Source organism: Rhizobium sp. YTUHZ044 (genome assembly GCF_051123975.1).
Taxonomy (GTDB): domain Bacteria; phylum Pseudomonadota; class Alphaproteobacteria; order Rhizobiales; family Rhizobiaceae; genus Rhizobium.
In genome coordinates this window covers 4,608,351-4,629,971 of record NZ_CP101426.1, presented here as the reverse complement: position 1 = coordinate 4,629,971, position 21,621 = coordinate 4,608,351, and the positions used below count along the sequence as shown (strand labels likewise).

The 21,621-nt window shown below is 62.7% G+C and carries 23 protein-coding genes; 19 read left to right on the top strand and 4 right to left on the bottom strand.

All coding sequences use genetic code 11. From position 1 onward, the window contains the following. Positions 1-84 precede the first annotated feature (84 nt). Positions 85-453, bottom strand: coding sequence for a YraN family protein (locus NL154_RS22630; RefSeq protein ID WP_210629492.1), 369 nt, complete (start codon positions 451-453; stop codon positions 85-87). Continuing rightward, positions 443-1,360, bottom strand: coding sequence for a 16S rRNA (cytidine(1402)-2'-O)-methyltransferase (rsmI, locus tag NL154_RS22625; protein ID WP_210629493.1), 918 nt, complete (start codon positions 1,358-1,360; stop codon positions 443-445). Before rsmI ends, NL154_RS22630 begins: the two co-directional genes overlap by 11 nt. Positions 1,361-1,619: 259 nt before the next feature. Here rsmI and dnaN point away from each other — a divergent pair, with 259 nt between their 5' ends. From dnaN to NL154_RS22585, 8 genes are all read left to right on the top strand, one after another. Further along, complete coding sequence (dnaN, locus tag NL154_RS22620; RefSeq protein ID WP_004673935.1) at positions 1,620-2,738, top strand: DNA polymerase III subunit beta; 1,119 nt, start codon at positions 1,620-1,622, stop codon at positions 2,736-2,738. 56 nt (positions 2,739-2,794) lie between these two features. Further along, the gene (locus tag NL154_RS22615; protein WP_434733383.1) at positions 2,795-3,700 is read left to right on the top strand and encodes a DUF72 domain-containing protein; all 906 of its coding nucleotides are present in this window, start codon (positions 2,795-2,797) and stop codon (positions 3,698-3,700) included. 96 nt (positions 3,701-3,796) lie between these two features. Beyond that, positions 3,797-4,396: a phospholipid N-methyltransferase PmtA gene (gene pmtA / locus NL154_RS22610; protein WP_210629495.1), complete on the top strand. Its 600-nt coding sequence runs from the start codon at positions 3,797-3,799 to the stop codon at positions 4,394-4,396. A gap of 1 nt (position 4,397) precedes the next feature. After that, complete coding sequence (locus NL154_RS22605) at positions 4,398-5,006, top strand: histidine phosphatase family protein (protein WP_434733382.1); 609 nt, start codon at positions 4,398-4,400, stop codon at positions 5,004-5,006. After that, positions 4,985-5,692, top strand: coding sequence for an orotidine-5'-phosphate decarboxylase (gene pyrF, locus NL154_RS22600; protein ID WP_210629497.1), 708 nt, complete (start codon positions 4,985-4,987; stop codon positions 5,690-5,692). The genes NL154_RS22605 and pyrF overlap by 22 nt, the downstream gene beginning before the upstream one ends. A gap of 25 nt (positions 5,693-5,717) precedes the next feature. Further along, the gene (locus NL154_RS22595) at positions 5,718-6,005 is read left to right on the top strand and encodes a DUF1330 domain-containing protein (RefSeq protein ID WP_221145761.1); all 288 of its coding nucleotides are present in this window, start codon (positions 5,718-5,720) and stop codon (positions 6,003-6,005) included. A 110-nt stretch (positions 6,006-6,115) separates the two neighbouring features. Continuing rightward, on the top strand, positions 6,116-7,096 hold the full coding sequence (locus NL154_RS22590) for a complex I NDUFA9 subunit family protein (RefSeq protein WP_210629499.1): 981 nt from the start codon (positions 6,116-6,118) through the stop codon (positions 7,094-7,096). Positions 7,097-7,424: 328 nt separating this feature from the next. Further along, on the top strand, positions 7,425-7,577 hold the full coding sequence (locus tag NL154_RS22585) for a hypothetical protein (protein ID WP_041678526.1): 153 nt from the start codon (positions 7,425-7,427) through the stop codon (positions 7,575-7,577). 232 nt (positions 7,578-7,809) lie between these two features. Here the strand turns inward: NL154_RS22585 and NL154_RS22580 are convergent, their stop codons facing one another. Continuing rightward, entirely contained in the window at positions 7,810-8,607 is a 798-nt protein-coding gene (locus tag NL154_RS22580) for an undecaprenyl-diphosphate phosphatase (protein ID WP_434733381.1), read from the bottom strand. A 258-nt stretch (positions 8,608-8,865) separates the two neighbouring features. Here NL154_RS22580 and NL154_RS22575 point away from each other — a divergent pair, with 258 nt between their 5' ends. From NL154_RS22575 to NL154_RS22535, 9 genes are all read left to right on the top strand, one after another. Continuing rightward, positions 8,866-9,558 (top strand): glutathione S-transferase family protein, encoded by a 693-nt coding sequence (locus tag NL154_RS22575; RefSeq protein WP_210629501.1) that lies wholly within the window; start codon positions 8,866-8,868, stop codon positions 9,556-9,558. Positions 9,559-9,570: 12 nt separating this feature from the next. Then, positions 9,571-10,722 carry a tRNA epoxyqueuosine(34) reductase QueG gene (gene queG, locus NL154_RS22570; protein WP_434733380.1) on the top strand — a complete coding sequence of 384 codons (1,152 nt, stop codon included), beginning with the start codon at positions 9,571-9,573 and terminating at the stop codon, positions 10,720-10,722. Then, positions 10,722-11,591 (top strand): SDR family oxidoreductase, encoded by an 870-nt coding sequence (locus tag NL154_RS22565; RefSeq protein ID WP_210629503.1) that lies wholly within the window; start codon positions 10,722-10,724, stop codon positions 11,589-11,591. Before queG ends, NL154_RS22565 begins: the two co-directional genes overlap by 1 nt. Before the next feature lie 398 nt (positions 11,592-11,989). Then, positions 11,990-12,352 (top strand): septal ring lytic transglycosylase RlpA family protein, encoded by a 363-nt coding sequence (locus NL154_RS22560; RefSeq protein WP_184457978.1) that lies wholly within the window; start codon positions 11,990-11,992, stop codon positions 12,350-12,352. 143 nt (positions 12,353-12,495) lie between these two features. Beyond that, positions 12,496-13,785, top strand: coding sequence for an RsmB/NOP family class I SAM-dependent RNA methyltransferase (locus tag NL154_RS22555; RefSeq protein ID WP_210629504.1), 1,290 nt, complete (start codon positions 12,496-12,498; stop codon positions 13,783-13,785). 206 nt (positions 13,786-13,991) lie between these two features. After that, a complete protein-coding gene (locus NL154_RS22550) occupies positions 13,992-15,266 on the top strand; it encodes an imelysin family protein (protein ID WP_434733379.1) in 1,275 nt (424 codons plus the stop codon). 138 nt (positions 15,267-15,404) lie between these two features. Beyond that, on the top strand, positions 15,405-16,979 hold the full coding sequence (locus tag NL154_RS22545; protein WP_434733378.1) for a di-heme oxidoredictase family protein: 1,575 nt from the start codon (positions 15,405-15,407) through the stop codon (positions 16,977-16,979). Next, on the top strand, positions 16,979-18,079 hold the full coding sequence (locus NL154_RS22540) for an imelysin family protein (protein WP_434733377.1): 1,101 nt from the start codon (positions 16,979-16,981) through the stop codon (positions 18,077-18,079). Before NL154_RS22545 ends, NL154_RS22540 begins: the two co-directional genes overlap by 1 nt. Before the next feature lie 4 nt (positions 18,080-18,083). Next, positions 18,084-19,181 (top strand): DUF1513 domain-containing protein, encoded by a 1,098-nt coding sequence (locus NL154_RS22535; RefSeq protein WP_434733376.1) that lies wholly within the window; start codon positions 18,084-18,086, stop codon positions 19,179-19,181. On the opposite strand, the gene NL154_RS22530 is transcribed toward NL154_RS22535, so the two are convergent. Continuing rightward, entirely contained in the window at positions 19,163-20,239 is a 1,077-nt protein-coding gene (locus tag NL154_RS22530) for a DUF2252 family protein (RefSeq protein WP_434733375.1), read from the bottom strand. The genes NL154_RS22535 and NL154_RS22530 overlap by 19 nt on opposite strands. A 242-nt stretch (positions 20,240-20,481) precedes the next feature. On the opposite strand from NL154_RS22530, the gene NL154_RS22525 reads away from it, so the two are divergent. Both NL154_RS22525 and NL154_RS22520 read left to right on the top strand, forming a co-directional pair. Next, a complete protein-coding gene (locus NL154_RS22525; RefSeq protein ID WP_085776653.1) occupies positions 20,482-20,931 on the top strand; it encodes a PaaI family thioesterase in 450 nt (149 codons plus the stop codon). Then, on the top strand, positions 20,928-21,566 hold the full coding sequence (locus NL154_RS22520; protein ID WP_285191959.1) for a 5'-methylthioadenosine/S-adenosylhomocysteine nucleosidase: 639 nt from the start codon (positions 20,928-20,930) through the stop codon (positions 21,564-21,566). The genes NL154_RS22525 and NL154_RS22520 overlap by 4 nt, the downstream gene beginning before the upstream one ends. Positions 21,567-21,621 lie beyond the last annotated feature (55 nt).

The following is a 21,621-nucleotide window of genomic DNA, read 5'->3' as shown; positions in this document are numbered from 1 at the left end:
TGGTGGGTAGCAGAGAGAGGTAAGGAGCTCGTTCAACCCGGGACTAAAATTTTAACAATCCGGAAACTCGGCCGGGCAAAGCGCTCAGAAGGCGTCGGGAAAGTGCCGCGGCAACCGGCCGGGCATGACCGCGACGATATCGTAGCGCTGGGAAAGGCGGGCGTGATCGGCCTGGCGGGCGAGCCAGAGATCGCTTGCCGCCCGGATCCGCTTCTGCGCGGCGAGAGAGACGGCGTCGATGGCCGCAGCCTCGCCATACCGGGCCTTGACCTCGACGAAGACGGCGAGATCGCCCTTGCGGGCGACGATATCGATCTCGCCGAGCCGGGTGCGGTGGCGCAGCGCCAGGATGCGGTATCCCTTCAGCATCAGGAAGACGGCGGCGACATATTCCGACATGCGGCCACGGCGCAGCGCTTTCCTTTTGATGGCAGTGGGGTCTTTATCGCCCATTGCCGCCCTTCAGCTCCAGCAGGCGCTGATAGAGCGCCTTGCGCGGCAGGCCGGTGAGACGGGCGGCCTCGGTCGCAGCCTTTGCCGTCGGCATCGACGTCGACAGGTCGGCAAGCACGGCCTCGACATCGGCCTCGGACGTTTCCGCCGGCTGCGGCGGACCGACGACGAGGACGATCTCGCCCCTGACGTTTTCCACCTGCTGGTAATGGGCGGCGAGTTCGGCCAGCGTGCCGCGGCGGAATTCTTCATAGGTCTTGGTCAATTCACGGCAGACGCAAGCCGGCCGCTCCGGGCCGAGCACATCGGCGGCAGCCAACAGCGTCGCGCCGATGCGATGGGGCGATTCAAAAAAGATCAGCGTCGCTGGAGTTGCGGCCAATTCACCGAGACGATCGCGGCGGGCCTTGTCCTTGGGCGGCAGAAAACCGGCGAAGAGGAAGGCGTCGTTCGGCAGGCCGGAACCAACAAGGGCGGCGAGCGGCGCCGAGGCGCCTGGAATGGGAATGACGCGGTAACCGGCGGCAATCGCCTGCCGGGCCAGCCGGTAGCCGGGATCGGAGACGAGCGGCGTGCCGGCATCGGACACCAGCGCTACCGAGCGGCCGGCTTCCAGCGCCTGGATGAGCCGCGGGCCGGCTTCGTCGGCATTGTGCTCGTGGTAAGCGAAGGGGCGGTTCTGGATGCCGTAGCGGTCGAGCAGAACGCGGGTGACGCGCGTATCCTCACATGCCAGCACGTCGGCGCCGGCCAGCGTTTCCAATGCGCGCAGCGTGATGTCGCCGAGATTGCCGATGGGAGTGGCAACCAGATAGAGCGCCGGCTCCAGCGGCCGCGCCGGCACCGCCATGTTGTGCAGGCGGAAGCTTCGCCTCGTGGCGTCCTCGGCTGTGGTTTGCTCGTTCATGCCCTTTGCCTTCGTGCCGCCGGCGCCTTGCCGGTTCATCGGCCTTTATGGGCGAGCGCTGCGGCTTCGGCAAGGGTTGGGATTTCTGTGAGGATTGCTCCGGAAAACCTGAAATGCGAGGGCTCGGCCGTCCATGCCTCTTGCCATCCAATGCTGAAGTCTGCCATTTTGCCCGTCCACTCCCCCGACCTAAATCGGGAAAGCATTCTTCGGGCCTTCGATGCGCCCGGGCAGTCACGGTCGAAAGCGGTAGCATCCCATGCGTATTACTATTGAGCGGTCAAACCTTCTGAAATCGCTGAACCACGTCCACCGTGTGGTCGAACGTCGCAACACGATCCCGATCCTGTCCAACGTACTGCTCAAGGCCGACGGCCAGAACCTCGACATGAAGGCGACCGACCTCGACCTCGAAATCACCGAGGCGACGCCGGCAAGCGTCGAACAAGCAGGCGCCACCACCGTTCCCGCCCATCTTCTCTACGACATCGTGCGCAAGCTTTCCGACGGCTCGGAAGTGCTGCTGGCGACCAGCACCGATGGCGGCTCGATGACCGTCCAGTCCGGCCGCTCGAAATTCTCGCTGCAGTGCCTGCCGGAATCCGATTTCCCGGATCTGACCGCCGGCACCTTCACGCATTCCTTCAAGCTGAAGGCGACCGATCTGAAGATGCTGATCGACCGCACCCAGTTCGCGATCTCGACGGAAGAGACTCGCTATTATCTGAATGGCATCTTCTTCCACACGATCGAGAGCAATGGTGAGCTGAAGCTCAGGGCGGTCGCGACCGACGGCCACCGGCTGGCCCGCGCCGATGTCGACGCGCCGTCGGGCTCCGAGGGCATGCCCGGCATCATCATTCCGCGCAAGACGGTCGGCGAACTGCAGAAGCTGGTCGACAATCCGGAAGCAATCGTCACCGTCGAGGTTTCCGACGCCAAGATCCGCATGACGATCGGCTCGATCGTTCTGACCTCGAAACTGATCGACGGCACATTCCCGGATTACCAGCGCGTCATCCCCACCGGCAACGACAAGGAAATGCGCGTCGATTGCACGACCTTCGCCCAGGCCGTCGACCGCGTCTCGACGATCTCCTCCGAGCGCGGGCGCGCCGTGAAGCTGGCGCTGTCCGAAGGTCAGCTGATGCTGACCGTCAACAATCCGGATTCCGGCAGCGCCACGGAAGAAGTCGCCGTCGGCTACGACACGGATGCGATGGAAATCGGCTTCAACGCCAAATATCTGCTCGACATCACCGCGCAGCTTTCCGGCGAGGAAGCGATCTTCCTGCTGGCCGATGCCGGCTCGCCGACGCTGATCCGCGACACCGCCGGTGACGACGCGCTCTACGTCTTGATGCCGATGCGCGTCTGACGGGAACGAAGGCGTCTGCTTCCGGTTTTCCTCCTGTCAAACAGGAGGATTCCAGAATGAAAAAAACGGGAGCGGTGCGCATCGGCATTTCAGGCTGGACCTATGCGCCCTGGCGCGGGCAATTCTATCCGGAGGGACTGCCGCAGAAGCAGGAGCTTTCCTACGCCGCCCGTCACTTCCGCTCGATCGAGATCAACGGCACTTTCTACGGATTGCAGAGGCCCGAGATCTTCGGCCGCTGGCGGGATGAAACGCCTGACGATTTCGTCTTTGCGGTCAAGGGGCCGCGCTTCCTCACCCATGTGCGGCGATTGAGGGAGATCGAGGCGCCGCTTGCCAATTTCTTCGCCTCCGGCCTGCTCAGGCTCGGCCCCAAGCTCGGGCCGATCCTCTGGCAGTTTCCGGCCAATATGGTCTTCGATCCTGATCGCTTCGAATATTTCCTGTCGTTGCTGCCGCATGATCACGATGCGGCGATAACGCTTGCCAAGCGGCATGACGAGCGCCTCAAACAGGCCTGGCTCAAAAGCGACGGACACCAGCCGATCCGCCATGCGTTCGAAATCCGCAACGACAGCTTCCGCTCAGTCGAGTTCATCGAGATGCTCCGGCGACACAAGGCGGCGCTCGTCTGCGCCGATACGGTGAAATGGCCGCTGCTGATGGATATCACCGCCGACTTCATCTATTGCCGCCTGCATGGATCCGAACAGCTCTATGTCAGCGGCTATGAAGACGAAGCGCTCGATCTATGGGCCGAGCGCATCCGCGCCTGGGCACAGGGCGGAGAACCGGAGAATGCGACGCGGATAGTTGCGCCGCTGCCGGCGCGCGCCAAGGGCCGCGACGTCTATCTTTATTTCGACAACACCGATAAGAAACTGCGCGCCCCTGTCGACGCTGGCCATTTGAGCGAAAGACTTGCCGACCTCATGCCTCATACCCAGCGAAAGGCCGCATGAGCTGTTGATGCCGATGTCCTCGTTGCGAAAATCCTTGTCCCGGGAGCGACAAGCAGCATATGTAAGACAGTCGATCAACGTGCGGATGGGTGGAGAATGCGCTTACGGGTCAAGGTGAAGGAACACCTCGGGAAGAGATTTGATGAGGAAATCCGTTTCTTCCGGGGCATGATGCAGGGGCCGAAGACGGTAGGCTCGATCGTGCCGACCTCTTCGATTACCGCCAAGCGCATGGCCAGCGTCATCGATATGCATTCGGGGCTGCCGGTGCTGGAACTCGGCCCGGGCACGGGCGCCATCACCAAGGCCATCCTCGGCCGCGGCGTGAAACCGGAAAATCTCATCGCAATCGAATATTCGACGGATTTCCACCAGCATCTGCTGCGGACCTATCCCGGCGTGCACTTCATCAACGGCGATGCTTTCGATCTGCAGACCACGCTCGGCGACTACGGCGACCGGACGTTCGATTGCGTCATTTCCTGCATTCCGCTGCTGAATTTCCCGATGGCGATGCGCGTCTCGCTGCTCGAAAGCCTGCTCGACCGCCTGCCCGCCGGCCGACCGGTGGTGCAGATTTCCTATGGCGCGATCTCGCCGATCGCCGCCAATCCCGACCGCTATCACATTCAGCATTTCGACTTCGTCATGCGCAACATCCCGCCGGCGCAGCTCTGGATCTACCGGCGCGGTTGAGATGTTCGGCCTTTATATCACCCATCCGCAGGTCAAGATCGATGCGAATGTTCCGGTGCCGAAATGGGGCCTTTCCGAGGTCGGCGCCGCCCGCGCCCGCAAAGCTGCCGAGAGCGATTGGGCCAGCCGGCTGACCCGCATCGTCTGCAGCGACGAGACGAAGGCGATCGAAACGGCCGAAAGCCTGGCGGCCGCTTCCGGCATCAGCGTCGAGATCGTCCATGGCATGCACGAGAACGACCGCTCGGCCACCGGCTTCCTGCCGCCGCCGCAGTTCGAAGAGGCGGCAAACTGGTTCTTTGACAATCCGGAACAAAGCTTCAAAGGTTGGGAGCGCGCCGTCGACGCGCAGGCCCGCATCGTCGCGGCGGTCAAGGCCGTTCTCGCCACACATGATGCGGCCGCACCGATCGCCTTCGTCGGCCATGGCGGCGTCGGCACGCTGCTGAAATGCCATCTGGCGGGACGGCCGATCGCCCGCGACCGCGACCAGCCGGCCGGCGGCGGCAATCTCTATGCTTTCAGCCTTGCGGATCTCGGCCTGACATGCGACTGGACGTCCATCGAAAACTGGCGGGGTGACTTCACATGGATGCACGCGAGCGGTTGATCGTCGGCCTGGATGTCCCAACGATCGGCGAGGCAGAAGGACTGGTTTCCACGCTCGGCGACGACATTCTCTTCTATAAGATCGGTTATCAGCTGGTCTTTGCCGGCGGCCTCGAATTCGCCCGCGACCTTGCCGCAAGCGGCAAGAAGATCTTTCTCGACATGAAACTGCTCGACATCGACAACACGGTCGCGTCAGGCGTCGAGAATATCGCCAAGATGGGCATGTCGATGCTGACGCTGCATGCCTATCCGAAGGCGATGCGGGCGGCGGTGGAGGCGGCGGCCGGCTCCGGTCTCTGCCTGCTCGGCGTCACCGTGCTGACCTCGATGGATGCCGAGGACCTTGCCGAGGCCGGCTACAGCCAGGACCCGCACAGCCTGGTGCTCAGTCGCGCCGGACAGGCGCGCGTCGCCGGCATGGGCGGCATCGTCTGCTCGGCGGCGGAGGCGGCCGAGGTGCGGGAGGTCGTCGGTCCCGACATGGCGATCGTCACGCCCGGCATTCGCCCGACCGGCAGCGACAAGGGCGACCAGAAGCGGGTGATGACGCCGTTCGATGCGCTGAAGGCGGGATCAACCCATCTCGTCGTCGGCCGGCCGATCGTCAAGGCGCCCGATCCGAAAGAGGCGGCCCGCGCCGTCCTCAACGAGATGGTGAGCGCGCTCTGGCCGGCAAACCGCTGAATTCAAAAGCACAAGGGAGAAGATCATGGCCAAGGCATATTGGATCGCCCGCGTCGACGTTCTTGACGCCGAGCGCTACAAGGATTACGTGGCGGCGGCCAAACCGGCCTTCGAAAAATACGGCGCGAATTTCCTGGCGCGCGGCGGCGCCATCACCGAGCTCGAGGGCAAGGCGCGCGCCCGCAACGTCGTGATAGAATTCCCGTCGATGCAGCATGCGGTCGACTGCTACAACTCGCCGGAATACCAGATCGCCGCGAAAATCCGCCAGGAGGTGGCGGATGCGGAAATGGTGGTCGTCGAAGGCGTCTGAGTCCCTTCGCATCCGCAAAACTCGCAGCGCGATAGGCCTTCCCGTCGCGCCGGGATTCGGCTAAGACGGAGCCGATACAGCATCCCGCACAGCCTTTCGAGGAGCCTGCCATGACCCTTGCCAACCTGCCGCCGCTCGTCACCGTGTTCGGAGGCTCCGGCTTCGTGGGCAGGCACGTGGTGCGGGCGCTCGCCAAGCGCGGCTATCGCATCCGGGTCGCCGTGCGCCGACCTGATCTCGCCGGCTTCCTGCAGCCGCTCGGCAATGTCGGCCAGATTTCCTTCGTGCAGGCGAACCTGCGCTATCGCAACTCGATCGACCGTGCCGTCGAGGGCGCCAGCCACGTCATCAACTGCGTCGGCATTCTGCATCAGACCGGCCGCAACACTTTCGACGCGGTACAGGAATTCGGCGGACGCGCGGTTGCAGAAGCGGCGCGCAATGCCGGCGCGACTCTCACCCATATTTCGGCGATCGGCGCCGACGCCAATTCCGATTCGGATTATGGCCGCACCAAAGGCCGCGCGGAAGCGGCCATTCTCTCCATCAAGTCCGATGCGGTGATCTTCCGTCCGTCGATCGTCTTCGGACCGGAGGACAGCTTCTTCAACAAGTTTGCCGACATGGCGCGCATGTCGCCTGTCCTGCCGCTGGTCGGCGGCGGCAGGACGAAATTCCAGCCTGTTTATGTCGAGGACGTCGCCGAGGCGGTCGCCCGCGCCGTCGACGGCAAGGTTGCCGGCGGCAAGATCTATGAGCTCGGCGGACCCGAGGTGCTGAGCTTCCGCGAATGTCTCGAGATGATGCTGAAGGTGACGAGCCGCAAGAACCCGCTGGTGTCCCTGCCCTTCGGCCTGGCTTCGCTGATCGGCAGCATCGCCTCGCTGATCCCCTTTGTGACACCGCCGATCACGCCGGACCAGGTGCGCCTGCTCAAGCGCGACAACGTCGTATCCCCAGAGGCCGAGGCGGAAGGCCGCACATTGAAGGGACTCGGCATTACGCCCACCATGCCGGCATCGGTGCTCGGCTCCTATCTCGTGCAGTACCGTCCGCACGGCCAGTATACCGGCTCCGGCAAGGCCGCCTGACCATCTTTCCCGAGGAACGATAACGCCGTCCGCCGATCCCGCGGGCGGCGTTTTGCTTTGCCGCAGCACCTTAACAGTTGCGGCGTCCTTTGCGCGTCCTGAACGGCGCGCGGCGCCGCGATGCCGGCGCAAGCTCGGCCTGTTTTCCTGCCGGCTGTATCGAGCAGCGTTGCATAAAAGGCGCAGCGGAAATTTTGTGGAATTAACGCCAAATTTAGCAGGAACGTTTATTGCTATTTGTCATTCCACTGACTACCAAACCCCGCGTCTTCCAACGGACTCAACGTCTGCGAAGGCGTGCGGCAATCACTGTGAAAGGCATTTATCGATGGGCAAGTCAATCGCGCTCCTTTTTGCGTGTGCGGCGCTGATTATCATGGCAGGCTCCTTCGTTGCGCCCGGTTCGGTCGCGGCGGTCAAGGGCGACTGCTCGCCGGCCTACGGCGTCGATCCTTGCTCGACGGCTTCGATCAGCCACTGACGAAAAGGCCGGCACCTTGCGCCGGCATCCACGAAGACAAGCCGTCGGGAACGCCGAACCAGGCGTTCCGCAATGAAGGCTCGATATTGCCTGCTTCAAAGCGGCGACGAGCGTCCTTCCTCAAGATAGATCTGAAAACTCGACGTTTGCCGGCGAGCGGGTCCTTGTGCGCAAACTTCCGACAGCGCAATGCATTCGCGCCGGGAGTTGCGCGAATGCAGTTGCAGCTGCCTCAGGCGATCATGCCGGTCGCGGCCATGCCGAGCAGCAGGACGCCGAGAATGATGCGGTAGATGGCAAAGAGCGTGAAGCGGTTGCTCCTTATATAGGCGAGCAGCCATTTGACGGCGATGAAAGCGACGATCGTGGAGACCACGAACGCGATGGCGAGCGCCGTCCAGTCTTCACCTGCCGCGCCGCCATCCTTGAAGGTCTTCAGCAACTCATAGCCGCTTGCGGCATACATCGTAGGGATGCCGACGAGAAAGGCAAATTCGGTCGCCGCGGCGCGATTGCCGGTGCCGGCCAGCAGGGCGACGAAAATCGTGGCGCCGGAGCGTGACGTCCCCGGAAAGACGCCGGCAACGATCTGGGCGATGCCGACCAGAATAGCGACAAGCCAGGTGATCTGCTTATGCGGCGGCCGGCGCGCGGCGGCCCATTCGGCAAAGATCATCCAGATGCCGCCGATGATGAGCGCCCAGGCGATCGGCGTCGCGGTCTCGGGAAGTTCAAAGCCGAGCTTCTTGACGGCGAGGCCGAGGATTGCGGTGATGAGAAATGCGACGATCAGTTTGGAGGCATAGTCCCGATTCTCGGGCTCGCGCCAGCCAAGCACCAGATCCAGCAGGCGGCGCCAGTAGATGATCGTGACGGCAAGGATGGCGCCCGCCTGAATGACGATGTTGAACATGTCCGACCGGTGGCCGAGCCATTGCTCCGCAATGATGAGATGGCCGGTGCTGGAGATCGGCAGAAACTCGGTGATCCCCTCGATGACACCGAGAATGGCGGCATTGATATAGTCCATAAATTGTCTCCGGTTTAAAGGTCGTTCGGACCGAGCACTTCCTGCGGGAAATGCTCGGAGCTGCGTCTGAGCCGATCAAGCAGCCGTTATCCTCGTGCGCAAGACGTGTGTTTTGTCCCTTGTCAGATGGCGTGAAAGCCGATTCGCTTGTGTTGGCCGGGCCAAACTCCTATAGCTTCAACCAATGAGTCATGACTAAGGCGCTATAAACGAGCTGCCACACAGTCCTGTAACAGCAATCATAAAGCCCGAGTATCGATGCCCACGCTTTATCATCATCCCATGTCCTCCGCATCTCGCTTCGTCCGGCTGATCCTGGCGGAATACGGCTATCAGGCGGATCTGATCGAAGAGCAGACATGGGAGAAGCGCCGCGATTTCCTGGCGCTCAATCCGGCCGGTACGCTGCCGGTCTATGTCGACGACAGCATGCGTGCGCTCTGTGGCGCGAGCGTCATTTCCGAATATCTGGACGAGACGCACGGGGTCTTGAAGCGCGACCGGCGGCTGCTCGCCGAGGATCCGTTCCAGCGGGCGGAAATCCGCCGGCTGAGCGAATGGTTCATGCAGAAAATGGAAAACGACGTGACGAAGCCGCTCGCCCGCGAGCGTGTCTACAAGTTGCAGATGACCGCCGATCAGGGCGGCGGAGCGCCGGATTCGAAGATTTTGCGCACGGCCCGCGCGAATATCCGCCAGCATATGCGTTATCTCACCTGGCTTGCCGGCTCGCGTCAGTGGCTGGCGGGCGAGCGGATGAGCTATGCCGACCTTGCCGCCGCCGCCTCGATCTCGATCCTCGATTATCTCGGCGAGATCGAGTGGGCCGAGGCTCCGGTCGTCAAGGAATGGTACCAGCGGCTGAAATCGCGCCCCTCCTTCCGGCCGATGCTGACCGAGCGGGTGCGCGGCCTGACCCCGGTTTCGCATTATGCCGATCTGGATTTCTGACGAGGGCGCCTCATGCCCGACAATGATGACAAAGAGCGCCGCCGCCGCGACAATTTGACCGAGTTCGTCCGGGCGGAATCTGCCGCCAAGGGCTTCGATCTCTGCCGCGTCACCCGCCCTGACGCGATCCCCGAAGCCAAACAGCGTCTCGGTGAGTTCATCGATGCCGGACGCCACGGGACGATGGAGTGGATGGCGGAGACGCGCGAGCGGCGCGGCGATCCGCTGACGCTCTGGAGCGAGGTCCGGTCCGTCGTCGTCTTCGGCCTCAATTATGCTCCGGAGGAGGACCCGCGCGACGTCCTCGGCAAGCCGGACAGGGCGGCAATCTCCGTCTACGCCCGCAATCGCGATTATCACGACATCATCAAGGGCCGGCTGAAGGAGATCGCCACACGCTTTGCCGCACGCGCCGGCGCCGATGTGAAGGTGTTCGTCGACACCGCGCCAGTGATGGAAAAGCCGTTGGCGGCGGCGGCCGGTATCGGCTGGCAGGGCAAACACACCAATCTCGTCAGCCGCACACGAGGCTCCTGGCTGTTTCTCGGCTCGATGTTCACCACCGCCGATCTTGCCGTCGACGCGCCGGAGATCGATCATTGCGGCTCCTGCCGCGCCTGTCTCGATGTCTGTCCGACCGCCGCTTTCCCGGCGCCCTACCAGATCGACGCGCGGCGCTGCATCTCCTATCTCACCATCGAACACAAGGGACCAATCGACCCCGACCTGCGGGTGCTGATCGGCAACCGCATCTATGGCTGCGACGACTGTCTCGCCGCCTGTCCCTGGAACAAGTTCGCAAGCTCCGCCTCCGAAATGAAGTTGCAGGCGCGCGAAGAGCTGAAGGAGCCGTCGATCGCCTTTCTGCTGACGCTGGACGATGCCGCCTTCCGCGCCTTCTTCAGTGGTTCGCCGGTCAAACGGATCGGTCGCGACCGTTTCATCCGCAACGTGCTGATCGCTGCCGGCAATTCCGGCGAGACGGCGCTCATTGCGCAATGTCGTGCGCTCGCCGGCGATTCCGCCCCGGCGGTCCGCGGCATGGCTGTCTGGGCGCTTTCCCGGCTGATGGAGGCTGGCGAATTCTCCGCCTTTGCCGCACAAAGGACCGACGAGAGCGACGAAAATGTGCTGAACGAATGGCGGCTGGCGGGAGTGGGCTGATGCATGTGATGATCTTTGGCTGCGGTTATTCCGGCACGGCAATCGCCAAGGCCTTCGCCGGCGACGGCGTGCGGGTGTCCGGAACGACCCGTTCCGCAGAGAAGATGGAAGCGCTCCGCCGCGCCGGCATCGAGGCATTCCTGTTCGATGGCGAGACGATGGAAGAGGAACTCGTCCGGGCTTTGGCCGATGTCACCCATGTCGTGCAGTCGATCGCGCCTGGAAAGGCCGATCCGTTGCTGGGACTGCTCAATAAAAACGGCGCGAGCCTGCTGCCGAGGCTCGAATGGATCGGCTATCTCTCCACCGTCGGCGTCTATGGCGATCACCAGGGCGCCTGGGTAAGCGAAGACACGCCGTGCCTGCCGGTTTCCGGGCGGTCGAAGGAGCGGCTTGAGGCCGAAGAGGGTTGGCTGGCAATGGGCCGCGAGCGTGGCGTGCCGGCGGCGGTGCTGCGTCTTTCCGGCATCTATGGGCCGGGGCGCAACGCCTTCTGCAATCTCGAAAAGGGCACGGCGCGGCGGCTGATCAAGAAGGACCAGGTCTTCAACCGCATCCGCGTCGAGGATATCGGCGCGGCGGCGCGCTTCCTGTCGGAGCGCGGCCTCGGCGGCATCTATAATATCACCGACGACCGACCGGGGCCGCCGCAGGACGTGATCGTCGAGGCGGCACGGCTGATGGGCGTCGAACCGCCTCCGGAACAGGCCTTCGAAACCGCCGAGCTGACGCCGATGGCGCGTTCTTTCTACGGCGAGAACAAGCGGGTTTCCAACGCAAAACTGAAGGCGGCCGGTTTCGAATTCTCATTCCCGAACTATCCGATGTCGCTTGCACAATTGTGGCTGGACAGGCGCTGGCGCGGTTAGATCCGGTCGGCCAGAGTTATCACCCAAAATGAGTAGGAAATTCCTACTTTCGGCACTCTTACGAACAATTCTCGCCGCATCTTATGGTTAACAGCCTTTGAATTTGCTCAAATGTGGCAGCAAATATGGCGAAGGCGGGAAAAAAATTTCGTGATTTCCGTGAGGACCGCGCAGTTCAACGCTTCGTCGGAAAATTCATTTGAATTTTAGCTGATTCCATTAGGTTTTTTCTACGTCCGACCGCATGGGGCAAATTCCGAAATTTTATCAATAGCATCACACATATTACAGAATGCAACATTCCGTGATCGTGAGCGGCACTTTTTTGCCATTTTTCGACGGATTTAAGCCCCGCCGCCTGCAAAGGCGTGTGTTCAATAGTTGAGGGATACTCCGTTTTGAAGAAAATCAGCCGTTCTATTATCGCTGCGGCAACTATTGCGGCCTGCTCTTCCCTGCTTCCGGCGGAAGGTTTTGCTGCAAATGGCTGCGGCGGTGCTTCATGGTACGCTCTTCACTCCAAAACTGCTTCCGGAGAACGTATGAACCCCGCCGTCTTGACTGCCGCGCATCGTTCGCTCGCATTCGGCACCAAGGTCAAGGTCACCAACCGCAACAATGGCCGCACCGTCGTCGTTCGCATCAATGATCGCGGTCCGTTCATCCGCGGCCGTGTGCTCGATCTGTCGCGCGCCGCCGCACAGAATATCGGCATGGTGAGCTCCGGCACGGCGAAGGTCTGCTACCAGGTGATCAGCTAAGCCCGGAGCTTGCAACCGCCTGCGCCGTCAGCGGCGCTTGCTCTTGCCGCCAATCGCGGTTACCACGCGGTTGAAACCTGTAAACCATCCGCCCGGCACTGTGTGCGGATCGTTCACACGGCACGGCAACAGGAGATATGTGAATGCGTCTGGGCGGCCGCCTCGAAGGGGCGATTTCTGTGCTCGCGGACATTGATGCCCGCAAGCGACCCGTCGCGGACGCACTCAAGGACTGGGGCCTTGCCCATCGCTTCGCCGGTTCCGGCGATCGTGCGGCAATCGGCAACATCGTCTACGACGCCTTGCGCATGCGGCTTTCGCATGCCTGGCTGATGAATGACGACAGCGCTGCGGCCATTGCCCACGCCGTCATGTTCCGTCAATGGGGCTTCACCCCAGACAGTCTTGCCGCCGAACTCGCCGACGACAAGTTCGCGCCGGCGCCGCTTTCACCCGAGGCCGCAGCCGCCTTTGCAAGCCGCTCGCTCGAGGACGCGCCGCCGCATATCCGCGGCGATATTCCCGAATGGGTGCAATCCTCCTTCGAACAGGCTTTCGGCGCCGGCTGGCTCGCCGAAGCACAGGCGCTTGCCGCCCGCCCGACGCTTGATCTGCGCGCCAACATCCTGAAGGCTTCGCGCGACAAGGCGGTCAAGGCGCTCGAAAGAGCCGGCGCGCATGCCGCGAAGATCGCCCGCTACGGCATCCGGATTGCCGCCGGCGAAGGCGCCTCGCGTCTTCCCAACGTGACAGCCGAGCTTTCGTTCCAGAAAGGCTGGTTCGAAGTTCAGGACGAAGGTTCGCAGATCGTCGCCGATCTGGTGCTCGCGCGCGAGGGCGAACAGATCCTCGATTATTGCGCCGGCGGCGGCGGCAAGACGCTCGCCATGGCCGCCGCCATGCAGAACAAGGGTCAGGTGCACGCCTATGACGCCGACCGCAAACGGCTGGCGCCGATCATTGAGCGGCTGAAGCGGGCAGGCACGCGCAATGTCCAGGTGCATGACGACGCCAGGGGGCTGTCGGGTCTTGCCGGGCGCTGCGACAAGGTGCTGGTCGACGCGCCCTGCACCGGCACCGGCACATGGCGCCGCCGCCCCGACACGAAATGGCGGCTGACGGCGAAGAACCTCGACGAACGCACCGCCCAGCAGCAGGACGCGCTGGCGCAGGCGAGCGGCTTCGTCAAACCGGGCGGCGAACTGATCTATGTCACCTGCTCGGTGCTGCCGCAGGAAAATGAGGAACAGGTGCGCCGCTTTACGGCCGGGAACCCTGATTTTGAGATCGTCGGCGCCCTGCCCGCCTGGGACGGCCTGTTCGGAAAGCAGGCGCCGCGTCCGCACTCTTCCGATGGCCTGACCGTGACGCTGACGCCCGCCTCCACCGACACGGACGGCTTCTTCTTCTGCCGCATGCAGCGGAAGGGCTGACGCCCCCCCCCCCGCTGCATGCGCAGACTGGGGCCCGTCATTTCGACGTGAAGTGCTGATCTTCAGCCAAATGCACCTGAAAGACCGGGGTGCGCCGGCCCGCGCCATTCTTAAAATCATTCCAAACTAGAGCGTTTGACACCAGTTTACTTTTGCGCGAAGAGACGGAGCCCGATTAGACGGAAGATCCGTCACAGGAGAGGATTATGAAGCTCAATACATTCCGCGCAGCCGTGCTGGCGATTGCCCCCGCCGCCCTGCTCGCCCTTCCCGCGCAGGCCGAGACCGATGCTGGCGCCGTGGTGAAACATTATGCCGAGGTGGCGCATGCCAAATATGAGGACTCGCTGACGACGGCCAAGGCGCTCGACGCCGCCATCGACGCCTTCCTGAAGGCGCCGACCGACGAGACGCTGAAGGCCGCCAGGGATGCCTGGATCAAGGCGCGCGTACCCTATCAGCAGACCGAAGTCTATCGCTTCGGCAATCCTGTTGTCGACGATTGGGAAGGCAAGGTCAACGCATGGCCTCTCGACGAGGGCCTGATCGACTATGTCGACGCCTCCTACGGCACCGAGAGCGACGAAAACTCGCTCTATGTGGCCAACGTCATCGCCAACAAGACGATCAAGATCGACGGCAAGGATGTTGACGCCTCGAAGCTGACGCCGGAATTCCTCTCCGGCACGCTCGCCGAAGCCGCCGGCATCGAAGCCAATGTCGCGACCGGCTACCACGCCATCGAATTCCTGCTCTGGGGCCAGGATCTGAACGGCACCGGACCGGGCGCCGGCAACCGCCCGGCCACCGATTACGACCTCAAGAACTGCACGCACGGCAATTGCGACCGGCGCGCCGAATATCTGAAGTCCGCCTCCACCCTGCTCGTTTCCGACCTCAAGGAAATGACCGATGACTGGAAGCCGGACGGGGTGGCGACGAAGACCGTCGAAGCAGATCCGAAGGCCGGCCTCGTCGCCATCCTGACCGGCATGGGTTCGCTTTCCTATGGCGAACTTGCTGGCGAGCGCATGAAGCTCGGCCTGCTGCTGCACGATCCGGAGGAAGAGCATGATTGCTTCTCCGACAATACCTACAATTCGCATCTCAACGACGCGATCGGCATCGCCGCCGCCTATACCGGCAACTATACCCGCGTCGACGGCACCAAGCTCAGCGGCCCGTCGCTGCAAGACCTCGTCGCCGCCAAGGACAAGGCGCTCGATGCCGAGATGGAAGGCAAGCTCAACAAGACGCTCGATGCGATGAATGCCATGGCAAAGCGCGGCGAGACGGTCGAGAAGTACGACCAGATGATCGCCGAGGGCAACAAGGAAGGCAACGCGGTCGTCCAGGCCGCCATCGACGGTCTGATCGACCAGACGAAGTCGATTCAGCGCGTTATTGCCGCACTCGATCTCGGCACGGTTCAGCTTGAAGGTTCCGACAGCTTGGATAATCCTAACGCCGTCTTCAAATAAGCAAAAAGGCGGGCCGCCTCGACAGCCGGAGCGGCCCGGACTCTTGAAATGCCGTCTGTTACCTCCCTCATTCCTGTGTCCTCAGGGCTCCGCCCGAGGGTGAAACCTGAGGAACGGAATGAGGGAGTAGTGCGGGCAATGCGCGCCAGCACCGTTGAGTTTGCCGGGCGGCACCCTCGTCTCACCTCAAAATCCCACCTGTCTCTCCGCATCGCCACCTTCGCCGCCCTTGCAGGAGCGCCCCTCGCTCTCGCCTACGGCTTCGACCTGCCGACCAGACGAACGGACCTTTCCGAGACCGATCTCAAACGCGTCGCCGACGTCACGCGGCCGACCGAGAATTTTTCCAAGGCCGAACAATACGAAGCGATGCAGGCGGGGGCCACGACCTCGATCGATCCCGTCACTGAAGACAGCTTCTCGCATATTTCCGCCAACATCCCCTTCGAGGAAGAGCAGAATTTCAAGCTCGGCAATGCGCTCTTTCGCAAGCTCTGGGTTTCCGCTCCTTCCTCGACGCAGGCCTCTGATGGCCTCGGGCCGCTCTTCAACGCCCGCTCCTGCATGAGCTGCCATGTCAATGACGGCCGGGGCAGACCGCCGGAGGGGGCCACAAGCTCCACCTCGATGTTCCTGCGTCTGGCACGCGCGGCGACCACGCCGGAGGAAGAAAAGGCGATCGCCAATGCCGACGTCGTGAACTTTCCCGATCCGGTCTATGGCCATCAACTGCAGGACCTTGCCGTCCCCGGCCTTGCCGCAGAAGGCCGGATGGCGATCACTTATGATGTGGAGACGGTGACGCTCGGCGACGGTGAAAAAGTATCGCTTCGCCGGCCGCATTATACGGCGACGAACCTCGCTTACGGGCCGCTCGACACGGCGACGACCATTTCGGCGCGCGTGGCGCCGGCGATGATCGGCCTTGGGCTGATCGAAGCCATTCCGGAAGCGGACATTCTTGCCAATGCCGATCCTGATGATGCAGACGGCGACGGCATTTCGGGCAAGGCGGCGATCGTGCGCGACCATCGCAGCGGCAAGATCGCACTCGGTCGTTTCGGCTGGAAGGCGCAAAACGCCACTGTGCGCGATCAGAGCGCCGATGCCTTCGCCAACGATATCGGCATCTCGACGCCCGACCAGCCGGATGCACATGGCGATTGCACCAAGCCGGAAGAAAAATGCCTTGAGATGCCGACAGGGGTGCAGAAACGGCTGGGTGCAGAAGAAGCCCCAGGCCCCGTTCTCGACCTCGTGACCTTCTATTCCGAAAATCTCGCCGTGCCGGCGCGGCGCAAGGCGAGCTTTCCCGAGACACTGCGGGGCAAGCGGATTTTTTACGAAACCGGCTGCATTTCCTGCCATGTGCCGAAATTCGTCACCCGCCGGGATGCAGCCGAAAAGGCGCAATCCTTCCAGCTGATCTGGCCCTATTCCGACTTTCTCCTGCACGACATGGGCGAGGGTCTGGCCGATGGGCAACAGGTCGGGCTTGCAAGCGGACGTGAATGGCGCACGCCGCCGCTATGGGGTATAGGACTGACCCGGACTATCAGCGGACACAGCTTTTTCCTGCATGACGGCCGTGCGCGAAATGTCACCGAGGCGATTCTCTGGCATGGCGGCGAAGCTGAAAAGGCCAGCAACGCTTTCTCCTTCCTGTCGAAAGACGACCGGGCGGCCCTGATTACATTCCTGGAGTCACTTTGATGCGCCTTTGGCACCCCCTGCTCTGCCTCACTCTGATCGGCCTCGCCACATCGGCGGCCGCTGAGACCGCCGCTCCTTCGGCAGGGCTGAATGAGGATGCCGTTCCCGCCGTCATGCAGCGCGCCGTCGATGAGGTGATCCGCCCCGGCTATCGCAACATGCAGCAATCGGCCGCCCGACTGACGACGGCGATGAAGGATCTCTGTGACGGCGGCACGCAACAGACGCTCGACAAGGCGAAATCCGCCTTCGACGACACGATCCGCTACTGGTCGATCATCGAGATCGTCCAGACAGGGCCGGTCATCCAGGACAATCTCTTCGAGCACATCCTGTTCTATCCCGACCGCAAGGGTGTCGGCCTGAAGCAGGTGCAAGCGCTGATCGCCAAGGCCGATCCTAAGGACGCGACCGTCGATGCCATCGCCGGCAAGAGTGTGGCGCTGCAGGGCCTGACGGCGCTGGAATATGTGCTCTATGGCAACGGCTCCGACGATCTCGTCAAGCAGAAGGGCGGCTTCCGCTGCCTTTACGGTGCCGCGGTCGCCGGCAATATCCAGCGTGAGGCAGGCGAAGTCGTCGCGGCGTGGGAAAAACCCGATGGCGTGCAGGCGAGCTGGAAACATCCGGGCCCGCAGAGCAATGATTTCATGGACAACAAGGAAGCCGTGACTGCGCTGCTCGGCATTCTCGTCCACGGCGCAGAGAATGTCCGCGACCAGCGGCTGGAGCAGTTCTACAAGGGCAAGGACACCACGCCGCGCCCGCGCATGGCCATCTACTGGCGTTCGAAGAACACCTGGAAATCGATGGCCGCCAATCTGGAAGGCCTGCGCACGCTCTGGCAGAAGGCCGGCATGGCCGAGCTTCTGCCGACGGACAAGCGGTCGGTCGCCGCCTCGATCGACGCGGATTTCAAATCGCTGCTCGACAGCGTGCCGAAGCTCAATCCCGACATTGACGTCGCCGTGAGCGATGCCGAGAAGGCCAAACTCGAAGCGTTGCTCGCCGACAGCCGCCAGCTGATTACCAGAATCAGCGACGAATATGGCTCGGCCATCGGCCTTTCGGCCGGCTTTTCCTTTTCGGACGGAGACTGAAGCGATGATACGAAGCACCAAGATCGATCGACGCAGCTTCGTCAAGGCGGCAGGGATTGGCTTCCTTGCGGCCTTGACGCCAAGATCGCTGATGGCGTTGGAGCGCTCGGACGCCGTTTATGCCTCGGGCATTCGCGCAGCCGACGGCTCCTTTGCCATCGCGACGGTGACGGAGCGCGGCGAGATCGTCGATCAGGTGGCGCTTCCCGCCCGAGCTCACGGCATGGCCTTCAGCGCCGCCACCGGCAAGACCGTCGCCTTTGCGCGCCGGCCCGGCACCTATGCGATGATCTTCGATCCACGGAATAAGGGGCAGCCGATCGTCATCAGCTCCCGGGAAGACCGGCATTTCTACGGCCACGGCGTGTTCTCGCCCGATGGCCGCATTCTCTACGCCAGCGAGAACGATTTCGACGGCAATCGCGGCATGATCGGCATCTACGATGCGACCGACCGCTTCACCCGCATCGGCGAATTCGAGACCTATGGCATCGGCCCGCACGACATGACCGTGTCCGATGACGGACGCCTTCTCATTGTCGCCAATGGCGGCATCGAGACCCATCCCGACTTCGGCCGCACCAAGCTCAATCTCCGGGCGATGCAGCCGTCGCTGGTCCTGATCGATGCGGCGACGGGCGCGTTGATCGAAAAACATGTGCTGCCGGCCGAATGGTCGCAGCTGTCGACCCGCCACGTCGACCTTGACGGCGAGGGCCGCATCTGGTTCGCCTGCCAGTACGAGGGCCACCGCCAGGATCTGCCGCCGCTCGTCGGCCATTTCGCCAAGGGCGAGGATCTTTCCTTCGTCGAGCTGCCGGAGGAGACGACGCGCAGGCTTGCCAATTACATCGGGGCGATCGCCGTCAATCGCAGCGAAGGCCTCGTCGGCATCACCTCCCCGAAGGGCGGCGCCTCGGTGACGATCGACGCGAGGACGGGCAAGGTGCTGGCCGAGACGGCAATTGCGGATGCCGCGGGCATCGTGCCGGCAAAAGAGGGCTTTGCCGTCTCCTCCTATGATGGCGACTTCCTGTCGACCCGCAGCGACGTCGCCTGGGATCAGCACATCGTTCGGATCTCTCAGCCGACGCGCGCATAGGCCTTCTGCTCGGCACTGATCGCCGACGCCGCAGCCCTTGCCGCTTGATGCAGCCATTCGCTCCCGCGCGCCCGTAGGTCCTCCAGGATCGCCGTGGCCGCCGCCGGATCGTCGGAATGGCAGTTGGCGATCTCGAAGCCCATCAGCTCGAGCATCGTCGGCGCAAGCAGGATTTCCGGGTGCTTGTCGATCTCGATCTTGCGGCTATTCGGCGAGAGCCGGCGCACGAGGATACGCCCGGAGACTTGATAGTGGGGATCGGCCGAGCGCATCCGCCCTCCGGCAATCTTGCCTGCATTGATCGTCCCATGCTGCAGCCCGTGGCAAAGCGACCAGGCCGAGGGCACCAGCGCCTTCGCCTCGCGCAGAACCGGCCCGCCTTGCCATTCGCTATAGGCGACAAAACGCGGCCGACCGAGGCTGCCGGTGCCGGCGCGATGCGGCTTGGCCACGAAGCGACCTGTGCCGGATGGCAATGCACCGGTAAGCGCCTCGATATAGGCGGGAGGCACCGGTTTCTTGCCGGGACGCAGCGTCTCGTATTTCTCCCAAAATTCCTGGCGGTCGGCATTCGGCAGCACCAATGCCTTGCGCAGCCATTTATAATCGCGCTCAAGGATGACGGGCAGCGGATTTTCAAGGCCCCTGCGATAGCCGGTGAGGATCAGTTCGCCGATCATGCGAACGGACGGACCGTTGTCGCCACGCGCCAAGATGGCGCTTGCCGCCAGACGAACGAGGTCGAGCGCATAAGGCATGAGCGCCGCGTCGTCGAAATCATTGACGCCCCAGACGAGCCGGCCCTCGACATCGCGCCAGGTGCCGAAATTTTCCAGATGCGTGTCGCCGATCGCCAGCACTTCCGGTACGCCTGCAAGTTCCTGGCAGATGTCGAGGATGGTTTCGCACCAGCGCCAATAGGTGGCGCGCAGGAAGACGAACGCGTTGCTGCGCATCTTCTTATGTTTTTCCCTGAGATCCTTCTTGACGAGATCGTCTCCGAGTTCGCCGGTCAGCCAGTTCTCGAAATTCCGGACAGATTGCGATATCGTCGTCATGCCGCTAATGCATCCATCCTTTCGAGTTTGGATGCGAGAATACGCGCTCCGCGCGAAGCTGCAATCGCCATTGCACGAGGCTGGCGGCGCTGAAGAAGCGGGTTCGTGCAACGACGCATGGCGAAAGGTTGCCCCGGCGACACGGTTTGCGGTTTCCGGCGTCGGCCGGGCGGATTTCGGCAAGGTCCAGCTTGTCGAATCCGGCCCGCCATGCCACTTTCCCGGCTTCGAGAGGGGTAGCCATGAGCGAGACTGACAGGGGCGATTTCCGCGCGCGAATCCGCCGCAATTTTGCGCGCCAGGCGGCGATGCAGACGATCGGCGCGGAGCTGACGCGCGTCGAGCACGGCGTCGTCGAGATCGAGCTTCCCTTCGACGTCAAACTGACACAGCAGCACGGCATCCTGCATGCGGGCATCATTTCGGCGGCGCTGGATTCGGCCTGCGGCTTTGCCGCCTACAGCGTCATCGACCCTGAAGCCTCGATCCTGACAATCGAGTTCAAGGTCAATCTCATGTCGCCGGGGCGTGGCGAGCGCTTCCTGTTTCGCGGGGAAATCACCAAACCCGGCTCCACCATTATCGTCGCCGACGGGCGAGGCTACGCGATCAGCGACGGGCCGGCGAAACTCATCGCCTCCATGACCGGAACGATGATGGTCATCCGCGGGAGAGAAGGAATTACAGGATGAAGTTCGAGCTGAAGTCGGTCGCAGGCAAATCCATGCTTTTCGTCATGGCGGCGGAGGCCGAATACGGCTCCTTCCTGCGTTCGCGCATCGAACCCTTGATGACAGGCGTCGGCCCGGTCGAGGCGGCAGTCGCGCTGACCAAAACCCTGGCACGGCTGGATGCGGCCGACGACCTGCCGGATCTCGTGGTATCGCTCGGGTCGGCCGGTTCGGCGAAACTGGAGCAGACCGAAGTCTATCAGGTGAGCTCGGTCTCCTATCGCGATATGGACGCTTCGCCGCTCGGTTTCGAAAAGGGTAGGACGCCGTTTCTCGACCTGCCCGCTGCGCTCGAGTTGCCGCTGCGCATCCCCGGCATTCCCGAGGCAAGCCTTTCCACCGGCGGCAACGTCATCTCGGGTACCGCCTATAGCGACATCGACGCCGACATGGTCGACATGGAAACCTATGCGGTGCTGCGCGCCTGCCAGGGCTACAAGCTGCCGCTCATCGGCCTGCGCGGCATTTCCGACGGTGCGGTCGAACTGCAGCATATCTCCGGCTGGACGGAATATCTGCACATCGTCGATCGCAAGCTTTCCTACGGCGTCGACAGTCTGTTCACGGCGCTGGAGGACGGGGTTTTCTGGTTTTAGAGTTTAGCGCCGCGCGTCTTCTCCGGCGCGGGGACAATCGGAACAATAAAAACCC